Source organism: Yersinia sp. Marseille-Q3913 (assembly GCF_963892745.1).
Taxonomy (GTDB): Bacteria; Pseudomonadota; Gammaproteobacteria; order Enterobacterales; family Enterobacteriaceae; genus Yersinia; species Yersinia bercovieri.
Genome location: NZ_CAWQAF010000066.1, coordinates 64,801 through 77,726, shown reverse-complemented (window position 1 = coordinate 77,726; position 12,926 = coordinate 64,801). Strand labels below are relative to the sequence as shown.

Genomic DNA, 12,926 nt, shown 5'->3' with positions numbered 1-12,926 from the left:
TTTTTTGTTCTCTGTTTTGGTATCGGGCTAAGAGCTGTCTTATATGTGTGATTAGCTTGCTTATCGCTATCGACGCTGGTTTCGGCTTTACGTATAGTGTGAGCAATTTTTCGGTACTGGCTCTTGTAGCCTACAGGGTTTAACAATGATTATCAGCCTGATCGCTGCACTGGCAGCGGATCGCGTTATCGGTATGGAAAACGCCATGCCATGGCACTTACCTGCGGATTTAGCCTGGTTCAAACGCAACACGCTAAATAAGCCGGTCATTATGGGTCGTAAAACTTTCGAATCCATTGGTCGCCCTCTGCCGGGGCGCTTGAATATTGTTATCAGCAGTCAACCTGGCACTGATGACCGTGTGACTTGGGCGACCTCTATTGATGAAGCGCTCTCTTTCGCTGGTGATGCGGAAGAGGTGATGGTCATGGGCGGTGGGCGAGTCTATAACCAATTTTTAGACCGTGCGAATCGCATGTATCTAACCCATATTGATGCTGAAGTCGGTGGTGATACCCATTTCCCTGACTATGAACCAGATGAGTGGGAAAGCACATTCAGCGAGTTCCATGATGCAGATGAAGCCAACTCTCACAGTTATTGCTTCGAGATCCTCGAGCGCCGCTAAGTGCAGCTGCAATCTCAAGTTAAAAAAGCCTGTTTATCAACAGGCTTTTTTCTGATTTTTTTCTCTAATTATTTATATTTTACAAATAATTAGAGGGATCTTTTGATGCTGCGGCTAAGTCATCAACGTTATTGGTTTCTGCTGCAACTTTGAATGCATGTTGAGTGAAATAGCGTTTATCTTCCCAACGGAGCATAGTGAGATCGCCACCCCAGCAACAACCCGTATCCAATCCATAAATTCCTTCCGGAACACCTTTACCTTCCAGTGATGCCCAGTGACCAAAAATAATCGAATATTCAGGGTCGACAAGCCTTGGCAGTTCGAACCAAGGTTTAAGTGGGGCAGGGGCATTATCTGGCGTATCTTTGCAGATCATATCCAACTGCCCATTAGGGAAGCAGAAACGCATACGGGTCAGTGCATTGGTGCTAAAGCGCAAGCGCCCCAGCCCGGTCAATTCGGGTGACCAGTTGTTCGGCATATCGCCGTACATTGCATCAAGGAATAGCGGATAGCTGTCACTGCCTAATACTGATTCGACTTCACGGGCGCACATCTTGGCGGTTTCGATATCCCATTGTGGGGTGATCCCGGCGTGGGCCATGATTAATTTTAGCTCGTCATCAACCTGTAAAACCGGTTGGCGACGTAACCAATTAATCAATTCGTCAGCATCAGGTGCTTCTAGCAGCGGTGTGATACGATCTTTAGGTTTATTGCGGCTGATGCCTGCAAAAACGGCCAGTAAATGGAGATCATGGTTACCCAGAACCATACGAACGGCTGGCCCTAATGAGCGAACATAACGTAAAACATCCAGTGAAGCTGGGCCACGGGCGACTAAATCACCGGTTAGCCACAACCTATCCTGCTGTGGATCGAAGTTTACCTGCGCCAATAGCGCAAGCAACTCATCAAGACAGCCATGAACATCGCCAATAAGATAAGTAGACATAGTTGAGGTCAGGATTAATGGATCAGGGTAGGGATCGCTAAGCGGAACACCGGAATCGCAGTACGGAAAGCCTGACCAAGGTGGTCAACCATCTCATAGTGCCCTTCCATGGTACCCAGCGGGGTCTCTAAAACAGCGCCGCTGGTATATTGAAACTCATTACCTGGCAGGATCAGCGGCTGTTCGCCGATAACCCCTTCGCCCTGAACTTCAGTCTGCCGGCCATTACTATTGGTGATTAACCAATAACGACCCATCAGTTGCACATTTGAACGGCCTAAATTACGAATTGTCACGGTATAGGCAAAGACGAAACGTTCTTCATCTGGTATCGATTGGGTTTCCACATAGATACTTTGCACCTGTACACAAACGCGAGGCTGTTCAATCATGATCTGCTCCTGCTTATTCTTGCGGTGTCGATTGGGCTGAAAGCCAGTTCGCCAGCTTGCAGTACTGCGCTACCGAAATGTTCTCTGCCCGCAATATTGGGTCAATGCCTAACTCTATTAACTGCTCTGCAGTGAATAGATCACCTAAGCTGTTGCGCACCGTTTTTCTGCGTTGGTTGAATGCTTGTGTGGTAATGCGGGTAAGCATCCGCACATCACCCACCGGGTTTGGCATGTTCACATGTGGAATCAAGCGCACCACGGCCGAATCAACTTTCGGGGCCGGGGTAAATGCAGTTGGCGGTACTTCCAGCACAGGGATAACGTTGCAATAGTATTGCGCCATTACGGTCAAACGGCCATAAGCTTTACTGTTAGGCCCGGCAACCAAGCGGTTAACGACCTCTTTTTGTAACATGAAATGCATGTCACGAATAGCATTAGTATAGCTGAAAAGATGGAACATCAGCGGGGTGGAGATGTTGTATGGCAAGTTACCAAACACCCGCAATGGCTGCCCTGCAAGCTCCGCCAATTCAGCGAAATTGACCTTCATCGCGTCTTGTTGATGGATGGTGAGCTTGTCTTTTAACTGAGGATGGCTAGCCAGTCGAGCGGCTAAGTCACGATCCAGCTCAATAACCGTCATGCGATCCATACGTGCTGCGACTGGCTCGGTTAATGCACCTAAACCGGGGCCTATCTCAACCACCGCTTCACCGGGAACGGGGTGGATAGCAGAGACAATGCTGTCGATGACAAACTGATCGTTTAAAAAGTTTTGTCCAAAGCGTTTGCGGGCAAAATGCCCTTGGTGGACTCTATTATTCATTGCTGTTATTTATCATTTTAATGGCTAAGTTTAATGCCGTAATGAAACTGCCGACATCGGCAGATCCGGTTGCGGCGAGTTCTAAAGCGGTACCGTGATCCACTGAAGTGCGGATAAAAGGCAAACCGAGAGTGATATTGACTGCGCGGCCAAACCCCTGATATTTCAGCACCGGTAGCCCCTGATCATGGTACATCGCAAGCACCGCATCGGCGTGTTGCAGATATTTGGGCTGGAATAGGGTATCTGCAGGAAGTGGGCCGATAAGGTTTATCCCCTGCTGACGTAATGCATTCAGCGCAGGAATAATAGTATCGATTTCTTCATGGCCCATATGACCACCTTCACCCGCATGAGGATTAAGTCCACAGACATAAATCTGTGGCTGCTTAATGCCAAATTTGGTTCTCAGGTCACCATCAAGAATGGTGATGACTTCGTGCAAGCTAGCCTGAGTGATGGCCCCCGGCACTGCCAACAACGGCAGATGGGTGGTTGCCAGAGCAACTCGTAGCTCTTCTGTTGCTAGCATCATCACCACCCGTGGACAGTGGCTACGATCAGCAAAGAATTCGGTATGCCCGATAAAAGGGATACCGGCATCATTGATAATGCTTTTTTGTACTGGGCCTGTCACCAATGCGGCAAATTCGCCGCTTATCGCGCCATCACAAGCTTTTGCCAAGGTTTCCACAACATAGTGGCTATTATTGACATCAAGCTGGCCTGGTATCACCTCGGCCGCTGTTTTCACTGGCAAAATAGTGAGGGAGCCAGCTTGCTGTGCTAATGCTGGCTGACCTGGCTGATACTCACGCAGTTGCAAAGGCAGATTTAACTGGTTGGCACGTGCAAGTAGCAAGGCCGGATCAGCGCACACCACTAACTCAACAGGCCAATCCTGTTGAGCCAGGGCGACGACTAAATCCGGCCCAACCCCGGCAGGCTCGCCGGGGGTAATGACAATACGGTTATTGTGGTTGTGCATTACTACCATCAAGAATTTTTACGTAAGCAGCAGCTCGCTGCTCTTGCATCCAGGTTTGCGCTTCTTCAGCGAATTTACGGCTAAAGAGCATACGGTAGGCACGATCTTTCTGCGCGGCATCAGTTTTGTCGACCTGACGGGTATCGACAACCTGAATTAAGTGCCAGCCGAAAGAGGAGTGAACCGGTGCGCTGATTTCGCCTTTTTGCAGCTTCATCAAAGCATCACGGAACGCAGGATCATAAATGTCTGGTGATGCCCAACCCAGATCCCCCCCTTGCACCGCAGAACCTGGGTCCTGAGAGATCTCTTTGGCAATATTGGCGAAGGTCGCTTTCCCGCTCTTAATGTCAGCAGCCGCAGCCGCTAACTTAGCGCGCGCCTGATCGTCAGTCATTACCGGTGACGGTTTGAGCAAGATATGGCGTGCGTGAACTTCAGTCACGGAAACCGTTTTATCTGCACCACGGATATCATTCACTTTCAGAATATGGAAACCAACACCGGAACGGATAGGGCCGACCACATCACCTTTGTTTGCAGATTGTAGCTTTTCAGCAAACAGAGAAGGCAGCTCCTGCAATTTACCCCAACCCATCTGGCCGCCTTTCAGCGCCTGAGAGTCAGCGGAGTTGGCGATAGCCAATTTACCAAAATCAGCGCCGCCTTTAATGTCGGACGTTAATTTATTCGCTAGCTCTTCAGCTTGGTCAACTTGCTGCTGAGAGGGATTCTCTGGCAGCGGGATCAAAATGTGGCTGAGGTTGAGCTCAGCATCACCACTGGTCTGGTTACCAATCTGTTTGGCCAATGATTCAACTTCCTGCGGCAGGATGGTTATCCGGCGGCGCACTTCGTTGTTACGCACTTCTGAAGTCAGCATCTCTTTACGGATCTGTTCGCGGTAAGTGTCGTAATTCAAGCCATCAGCCGCTAAGCGACTGCGCATCTGGGCAGGTGTCATGCGGTTTTGTGCTGCAATATCCGCGATAGCTTTATCCAGAGCTTCGTCACTGACGGTAATGCCCATTTTCTTGGCCATCTGCAACTGGATATTATCCATAATCAGGCGCTCAAGAATCTGATGGCGCAAGGTAGCATCATCCGGAACCTGCTGCCCGGCCTGCTGTGCATTCAGTTTCACTGACTGTAACAGGCCATCGACATCACTTTGCAGAACAACGCCGTTATCGACCACTGCGGCAACTTTATCAACTTCTTGTGGTGCTGCGAACGCGGTATTGGCACAGACAACCAATCCGAGAATAAGCGTTCTCCAGTTCTTCATACCTTTTCCATTTATGTAATCCGCTTTAGCGGGTTAAAATTCACTGTATTCAGTGTGTTACACAGTATCAGAATGCACTTTGATAAGGCAGAATACCTGAGCGCAGCATTTGTGCAGTCCCCAGGTTATGGTCGCTACTCAGACCACGTAATTCGATGTTAAAACTGACTCTGTTATCATATTTACTGGCTTCAGTTTGTGAGTTCCAGCCAGTGATTTTACGCTCATAACCCAAGTTTACCGCCCAACAGCAGGTGTTGTATTGTACGCCAACGAGCTGGCTGGCGGGCTGATTAGCTTTGGTATCGTAGTAATAAGATCCCACCAACGCCCAGCGGTCGGCAATTGGCCAGCTGGCGGTGGCACCAACCTGAGATATACCCTGTTGGTAACCTGGGCTGGTCACGTTAGAGACTGCGGCCTGAATATATTCTGGGCTGGCATAGCGATAATTCAATTGAATCATACGCTCTGAGTCTTTCCTATACTCCATTACTGCGTTACCCAGGGTCAAATTCCCTAAACGGGTATCATACTGAGCACCAGCTTTCAGGCCAAACTGATCGCTGATTCGCCAGAATGTATCGCCAGCCCAAACAAGGCTGCCGGTATCATCACTATTATCAATAGTTTCGCTATTACCGGTACGCGAACGGCTGAAGTAATAGATTTGACCCACAGAAGCATTAAAACGTTCAACCAGCAAATCATCATATATGCGAGTGGTTAAACCGGTAGATACCTGATTCGCGGATGCGATGCGGTCCAGCCCACTATAGGTACGGTCACGGAATAGGCCAGAGTAGTCCGACTGCATCAACGTGGTGTCGTAAATATAGATATCATCCTGATCCCGGTAGGGAACGTAGAGATATTGTACGCGCGGTTCCAGTGTTTGGGTGAATCCTTCACTCCAATCCATCGGTCTATCAAATACCATTTTGCCGTCAACTTTAAATTGCGGCATCACCCGGTTAACTGAGTCTTTTAGATCTGGGGCTTTTTCACCATTATTCACGCTGGAATAGTAGTTGGCAAAACCGGTCGGGGTATCCTGCTGGTAATGCGTCGCCAGTAATTTGGCTTCGGTATTCAAACTCCCCCAACTGTTGGATAGTGGCAGGTTAACCGTGGGCTCAATGTGGAAACGACTGGCTTCCGGATTATTCAGATTAACGCTAGTGAATTTGGCGGCCTGCCCGTAGACATGCAGGTCAAATGGGCCAATATCATTTTTGTAGTAATTCATATCCAGCTGCGGCTGGGCACGGTAAGCATTGCTATTACCGGCATCACTGAACACCTGGAACTGTTTTGAGGCCAGGGTGGCATTCCAGTTCTGGTCGGCATAGCCGGCGCTGAATATTTGCGTGGCATAGCCGTCAGTGGTCGAGCCATATTGCGACGTTAAATCGGTGAAGTAATTCGGATCACTCACTCGGGTATAGTTGACGTTGAAACGCCAGACTTTATCCATCACACCGGAATGGCCCCAGTAGTATAACCAGCGGGTAGGGTCTTGCTCTTTGCCATCTTGCCCGTGGTATAAACGATCACTTGGCAACCAGTCTAACGCCATGGTGCCTGAACCGGGTGCCAGCAGGTAGCGGAACTCATTCTGCCACTGCAACCCACGGCGCTCCATATAGTGCGGGGTAATGGTTGCATCAAAGTTTGGCGCAATATTCCAGTAGTACGGCAGCATAAACTCGATGCCGTTGTTACTGGTGTATTTAGCATTAGGGATCAGGAAACCTGAGCGGCGCTTATCACCGATCGGCAATTGCATGTACGGGCTGTAGAACACCGGCACTTTGCCAATTTTAAAGCGGGCATTCCAGATTTCTGCTACTTCTTCCTCACGGTCGTGTATGACTTCGGAACCCACGACGCTCCAGCTATTATCACCCGGCAGACAGGAGGTAAAAGTACCATTCTCTAGAATGGTATAGCGATTCTGACCCCGTAATTTCATCAAATCTGCATCACCACGCCCCTGCCGACCGACCATCTGATAGTTACCTTTATCCATATCAGTGTCTTTGGTATTCAGGTTTGACCAGCCTTTCGGGCCTTTTAGCTTGATTTGCGGATCGTCATAATTCACGTCGCCAGTGGCGGTGACAGTACGCACCGGGATAGCTTCACCGGTTTTTTGTACTTGCGTCAGCTCAACCTGATTAGCGGTTAACGTGCGATTACCTTGCTGGACAATAACATTGCCAGTGAACAGTGCGTTATCCGGGTAATTGGCTTCGGTTTTAGCCGCATTAATGCGGACCGGTAGCTGATTCGGATCGCCTGTGACCAATGGCTGGTCATAGGTAGGTACACCGAGCATACATTGCTCAGCGAGGTCAGCCAGCGATTGCTGGCTATATAGTGCCGTCCATATCAATGTGGCCAGCAGTGTTGGGAATCTTTTTTTCATACGCGGTTTTGGTGTTCCGTCATCGGGGGGCATCATGCCGGCAAACGGTCTGAGACTATATTACTCATCACAGTTGCGCTAGTGTTAAATCCGGCCGCTTACACGTCTCGCTGTTAGGCGCTGAGCTGAATGCCGAGTATGATAATGCAAATTTTGACTGACGGCATGATGAATTGAGGAGTATATGCAGTATTGGGGAAAACTGCTCGGTCTGGTATTGGGCTTAATGTCAGGTACTGGTTTCTGGGGTGTGGTACTGGGGTTGCTTGTCGGCCATATGGTTGACAGGGTGCGAAGCACGAAGCGCCGCGGCTATTTTGCCGATCAACAAACACGACAATTAATTTTTTTCCGCGCCACTTTTCAGGTGATGGGGCACTTAACCAAGGCCAAAGGGCGGGTGACGGAGGTTGATATTCAGCTTGCCAGTCAATTGATGGATAGAATGCAATTGCATGGCGAGGCCCGGGCAGCGGCACAGCAAGCGTTCCGTGAGGGGAAAGAGAGCGGATTCCCGTTGCGTGAAAGATTGCAGGAGTTGCGTGGTGTCTGCTTTGGTCGCTTTGATTTAATTCGGATGTTTCTGGAAATTCAGTTGCAGGCCGCATTTGCCGATGGTTCGTTGCATCCCAATGAGCGACAGGTGCTGTATGTCATCGCTGAAGAGCTGGGGATCTCCCGTGGTCAATTTGATCAGTTCCTGAGCATGATTGAGGGCGGTCGCCAGTTTGGTGGTCACGGCGGATGGCAGGGCCAGCAGGGAGGATACTCTCAAGGTGGTTACCAGCAAGCGTCGAATGGCCCAACACTGGAAGATGCCTGCAAGGTGCTGGGGGTGAGTAGCACTGACGACAGTGTGGTCATCAAACGTGCTTACCGCAAGCTAATGGGGGAGCATCATCCGGATAAGTTGGTGGCGAAAGGTTTGCCACCAGAAATGATGGAGATGGCGAAGCAAAAAGCCCAAGAAATTCAAGCCGCTTATGATTTAATTAAGCGCGAGAAGGGATTTAAATAAGATTGGCTAGTTTTATAAAGATGCCTGTTATCAGGCATCTTTCGCTTTATCTCACCACTTAAACTCGCATTAAAATATTCTGGTCGGGGCCATTATCGTTGTAGCGAGAACCAGTAAGTGTTCCCCAACACTTGGTAAATCGACATTTGCCAGGCCATCTTGTTCGGCATCAAAGACTGTCATAGCCACGGGCAATGAATTATGAGTTTCTGAGCCAGCCAAATAAGCACTGTTTTCTTCTATTATTATTATTGGGGGAATGTATTGGTAATGTGCCTCTTTAATATTATCGAAACTGATTTCAGAGTCATTCACTCCCGCTCTATCTTTCTGCTGCGGAACATAAGCGCCAAGTTTGCTATAAAACGTTTTTGAATCTGAAGCTCCAAAAGGAGTGTCACGTTGATATATTTTCTCATCGCCAATGGATATTTTAATTGAGGGGTGATCTCGATGCATGACCATCTCGATAGTGAAATGATGATATTCACCTAATTTAATTTTATTTAACGGAATATTCTCATTTTGATAGGTTTTATTATCAGGTGCGGTGGGGCCGGAATTTTGATTAACGGTATTTATTGTGGCAACTAATGTGCCATCTTGTTTGATATGTAATGAGAAGGGAGGGCGGTCGCCACCCAACACTTGCATGCTGCCCCCTAACTCTCTTACCTGAAAGAGAACAAGATCGTCTGGGAGCTGTATTGCTTTGAAATAAAATAAGTATATTGATTTTGCCGCTACATCAATGGGACTGAAGTTTGTGATCTCAGCACGATAATTGCCTTGTTCTTTGGGCAAATAAAAAGTAATGGCTTTATCTTTTTCATCTGTTCCATTTTTCGACTGGATAGTTATGTGCTGAGTCTCCAGGGCTTTGGTATTTTCATTTTTTATTTTAGCCAAAGTGGTGTTTCTTTTGGGGTGCCAGTTCTGTGTGCGAGTATTCATACTGACCGAATACCCTGATAATGCCGTTACACTATTTTGATTAAATCTATGCATATGGCTTCTGATCTTCTCCCCTTGGAGGATGACTGGTTTGTCAGAAGTTTCAGTACGGGGTGTTACTGTAGACATAATAATATTCCTTCATTTCATCTGTGATTGATGGAATATTATTATCTGGCTTGCTATTTAATTGTTGTTTTATATTCTTAAATATATTTATTTTTAATGGTTAACGTCATATTTAAAAGACATCAGCACAATTCAAAAATTATCATGCAAACTAATAAATATCAAAAACCTGCCTCACACTTAAAATGCATCAGGGTGCCAAACTCTGGGTGAGTAATACATAATTCCTGTGCATGTAACTGCAACCGGGGTGCCATTGCTTTGGCTTCAGGATGGGCGTAGAAGCCATCGCCGAGGATTGGATGACCCATTGCCAACATATGAACCCGCAACTGATGTGAGCGACCAGTGATAGGTGACAATTTCACCCGTGTACTGCCATCCGCATCTCGTGAAAGCACCCGATACTCAGTTTGGGAGGATTTACCGGTCTCATAGCAGACTTTCTGTTTTGGCCTATTCGGCCAGTCGCAGATTAAAGGCAAGTCAATCAGGCCCTCATCTTGTGCCAGATGGCCCCATACCCGCGCAATATAAGATTTTTTTGGCTCGCGCTCACGAAACTGACGCTTAAGTTCGCGCTCAGCGGCCTTGGTCAACGCCACGATAATCACGCCACTGGTCGCCATATCCAGCCGATGAACAGATTCCGCCGTCGGATAATCGGCCTGAATACGGGTCATAACACTGTCTTTGTTCTCTGGCGCGCGACCGGGTACGGAAAGTAATCCGCTCGGTTTATTGACCACCATGATGTGCTCATCTTGATACAAAACTATCATATATACTTTTTCCAACTGCTGTTTATGAGGTTTATTGGATTAATCGTTTGATTTTATATGTTTTTAATTTTCACTGATAGTTTTGACTGTTTGATTAAATCTCACTTAAAACCACGGTCAACCAAAGCTATTGCAACATTGAAACCTATGATAACAAAAAACGGGAAAATTATTCCCAGTGCAAAAAAGAAAGCTGGGCAAGAAGTGACTGTCGGTCGTATTGCATGTACCCATATCAGGGTGACCGCAGAGTTATGCCCAGCGTGGCATTATTGTGATTTCTCTTTACCGGAACCGCTTCTGTCAGAACAACACGGAGTAGTTCACAGCAAAGGTACGGCCGCGACCTTTGTAGGTATACAGATCCGGTGAGCCGTAGGTTGGGCTATACAGAATCGGCGCGCGCTGGCCCCAAACCGTGGTGTAGTCTTTATCCAGCAGATTTTCAATGCTGAAGCTGATTTTACCCACTGGCAAGGCATAGCTGGTTAGGACATCGATAGTGTTGTAACCGTTGATTTTACGCCCCTTACTGTCGGAGACATCGAAGGTTTGTTGGGACTGTACCCGCAGATTCCAGTCACCCGGCGCCCAGCCAACATAAGCGGTGGCTTTTGATGGGCTAGCGGTGTCAACAGTCAATTTCTGCCATTTGCCGTCAGTTTGGGTTTCAGACTTGATCAGGTTAAATGTTCCCCCAGTGCTCCACTCGCTATCTTCGAAGAAGTAATCCACTGCACCTTCGACCCCGTAGATTCGGCGCTTATCCGGCAACACATTGATGGTCATATCGGTTTTATTAATTGAAATAGTCTGGTCAGAGAGTGAGTAATAACCGGCGACTTGTGTGCGCAGATTATCACCGGTATAGCGCCAACCCAGTTCGTAGGCGTTGACCTTGATACCCTCCAGTTTGGAGTCATTGACGTTGACGCTGTTTTGCAACTGATAGTGGCCGTTGACCAACTTATAGGTACCGGAACCGTAATATTTCGCCAGATCCGGGATCTCAAATCCTTGTGAGAAGTTCACCCAAGTTTGTTGGCTCTCCGTCAGATGTGCCAGTAAACCGGTATTGAACAGGAAGTTGTTGTAATTGGTTTTTCCCCCTGGCACTGCATCTGCTGAGGTCGCAGTCCCTTGAGCAATGGCTTGTTGCTGCGCGTAACCAACGAAATCATCCACCTTGTTCTCGGTATATTGATAACGAACCCCGCCGCTCAGGGTGAATATAGGATTGATGTCATAGCTAGTTTGCAGGAATGGCGCAAGATTCGTGGTGGTATAACTTGGATAACGGCCAACATTGTAGGCATTTTGCAACGTCATACCGCCCGTCTGCTGCGCCAGTGGCAGATTGAAAAACTGCTGATTGGCGTTGAAGCTTTCATGTTCAGCATCGACACCATAAGTCAGTGTTAGGCTGTCGATAGGTTTACTGTTTAGCGTCAGTTTACCGCCATAAAAATCGGTTTTCTGCTGCGATGCACCAATACTGGTCACCGCGGTGCCGCCCTTGTTCAAAGTGGGGAACGGATAGAAGGTTAAAGACTCATCACGATAAAACACCTGAGCGACTAAATCCTGCCCCCAGAGATCGGTGTTGGAGTATTGCAGATTGATAAGATGGCGCTCTGTACCTGGAATACGATCTGAGTGTAGATTTGAGCTGTTTGATGCCTGTCCTAAACCAGTCACTACCGAGAAATCCTTCCCCAGATACAACCCGTGTTTGCCGTCGGATTCACTGTTGAAATACTGGGCGGTCAATTGTAACTGCTGGTGGTCATCGATATTGAACGTGCCGCTGCCCATCACGTCCAAACGGTTAGAATATTGCAAACCAGTCTGGGTGTTATCGATTAAGACTTCGTTGCCTTTGCCGTCGTACCAGCCGCCATAACGTTGGTAAGAGACAGAAAATCGTCCGAATGCTTGTTCGGTTCCGCCACTCACGGCTGCTGCGATATTCTCATCGTGATCATCACGGCTATTGAAGCCTGTTTTGCCGCCAACCTGTAGCTCAACCTGTTTTTCCGGCTGGCCTTTTTTGGTCACGATATTGATCAGACCTCCGGTACTGCCACCGCCGTAAAGCGAGGTGGCACCGGAGATCACTTCAATGTGTCCAATATTGAAAGGATCAATCGAGTCGAGCTGGCGGCTATCGCTGCGTGAAGAGTTCAGGCGCACGCCATCAATCATCACCATCATTGAACGGCCGCGCATGTTCATACCGTAGTTGGTGCGGCCCTGACTGCTGACGTCCATGCCAGGAATTAATTGTGCGAGGATATCTTTGATCTCTTTGCCCGCTTGAACCTGCTGTTCGAGTTCTGGGCCTTCAATTACCCAAGTTGTTTGTGCCATTTCTGCCACGCTGCGGTGTGATCGACTGGCGGAAACCACCATTTGATCCTCAGCCCAAGCTGCGGGTGTGAGCATGGTCAGCAGGCACGAATTTAATACCCAGAGGTGTTTCATATAACTCCCTGTACTCTCATATTGGTGTGGTGTTAAAAATGC

The 12,926-nt window shown here is 48.1% G+C and carries 11 protein-coding genes; 2 read left to right on the top strand and 9 right to left on the bottom strand.

Going from position 1 to position 12,926, the window contains the following annotated elements:
* Positions 1-145 precede the first annotated feature (145 nt).
* Positions 146-628: a type 3 dihydrofolate reductase gene (gene folA / locus AACW11_RS17570; RefSeq protein ID WP_049607164.1), complete on the top strand. Its 483-nt coding sequence runs from the start codon at positions 146-148 to the stop codon at positions 626-628.
* A gap of 79 nt (positions 629-707) precedes the next feature.
* On the opposite strand, the gene apaH is transcribed toward folA, so the two are convergent.
* The 6 genes from apaH to lptD all read right to left on the bottom strand — a co-directional run bounded on the left by apaH (position 708) and on the right by lptD (position 7,517).
* Positions 708-1,586 carry a bis(5'-nucleosyl)-tetraphosphatase (symmetrical) ApaH gene (gene apaH / locus AACW11_RS17565; protein WP_212584963.1) on the bottom strand — a complete coding sequence of 293 codons (879 nt, stop codon included), beginning with the start codon at positions 1,584-1,586 and terminating at the stop codon, positions 708-710.
* A 14-nt stretch (positions 1,587-1,600) separates the two neighbouring features.
* Positions 1,601-1,978 (bottom strand): Co2+/Mg2+ efflux protein ApaG, encoded by a 378-nt coding sequence (gene apaG / locus AACW11_RS17560; RefSeq protein WP_005270600.1) that lies wholly within the window; start codon positions 1,976-1,978, stop codon positions 1,601-1,603.
* 13 nt (positions 1,979-1,991) lie between these two features.
* The gene (gene rsmA / locus AACW11_RS17555; protein ID WP_032814549.1) at positions 1,992-2,810 is read right to left on the bottom strand and encodes a 16S rRNA (adenine(1518)-N(6)/adenine(1519)-N(6))-dimethyltransferase RsmA; all 819 of its coding nucleotides are present in this window, start codon (positions 2,808-2,810) and stop codon (positions 1,992-1,994) included.
* Positions 2,803-3,798, bottom strand: coding sequence for a 4-hydroxythreonine-4-phosphate dehydrogenase PdxA (pdxA, locus tag AACW11_RS17550; RefSeq protein WP_212584962.1), 996 nt, complete (start codon positions 3,796-3,798; stop codon positions 2,803-2,805). Before pdxA ends, rsmA begins: the two co-directional genes overlap by 8 nt.
* Positions 3,782-5,086: a peptidylprolyl isomerase SurA gene (gene surA, locus AACW11_RS17545; protein ID WP_212584961.1), complete on the bottom strand. Its 1,305-nt coding sequence runs from the start codon at positions 5,084-5,086 to the stop codon at positions 3,782-3,784. Before surA ends, pdxA begins: the two co-directional genes overlap by 17 nt.
* A 67-nt stretch (positions 5,087-5,153) precedes the next feature.
* A complete protein-coding gene (gene lptD / locus AACW11_RS17540; RefSeq protein ID WP_212584960.1) occupies positions 5,154-7,517 on the bottom strand; it encodes an LPS assembly protein LptD in 2,364 nt (787 codons plus the stop codon).
* A 184-nt stretch (positions 7,518-7,701) separates the two neighbouring features.
* On the opposite strand from lptD, the gene djlA reads away from it, so the two are divergent.
* Positions 7,702-8,535 (top strand): co-chaperone DjlA, encoded by an 834-nt coding sequence (gene djlA / locus AACW11_RS17535; RefSeq protein ID WP_048619184.1) that lies wholly within the window; start codon positions 7,702-7,704, stop codon positions 8,533-8,535.
* A 69-nt stretch (positions 8,536-8,604) separates the two neighbouring features.
* Here the strand turns inward: djlA and AACW11_RS17530 are convergent, their stop codons facing one another.
* The 3 genes from AACW11_RS17530 to AACW11_RS17520 all read right to left on the bottom strand — a co-directional run bounded on the left by AACW11_RS17530 (position 8,605) and on the right by AACW11_RS17520 (position 12,884).
* Positions 8,605-9,618 (bottom strand): polysaccharide lyase, encoded by a 1,014-nt coding sequence (locus AACW11_RS17530; RefSeq protein WP_249192774.1) that lies wholly within the window; start codon positions 9,616-9,618, stop codon positions 8,605-8,607.
* 161 nt (positions 9,619-9,779) lie between these two features.
* Complete coding sequence (gene rluA / locus AACW11_RS17525) at positions 9,780-10,400, bottom strand: bifunctional tRNA pseudouridine(32) synthase/23S rRNA pseudouridine(746) synthase RluA (RefSeq protein WP_212584959.1); 621 nt, start codon at positions 10,398-10,400, stop codon at positions 9,780-9,782.
* 303 nt (positions 10,401-10,703) lie between these two features.
* Positions 10,704-12,884 (bottom strand): TonB-dependent siderophore receptor, encoded by a 2,181-nt coding sequence (locus AACW11_RS17520; RefSeq protein WP_212584958.1) that lies wholly within the window; start codon positions 12,882-12,884, stop codon positions 10,704-10,706.
* Positions 12,885-12,926: the final 42 nt, after the last annotated feature.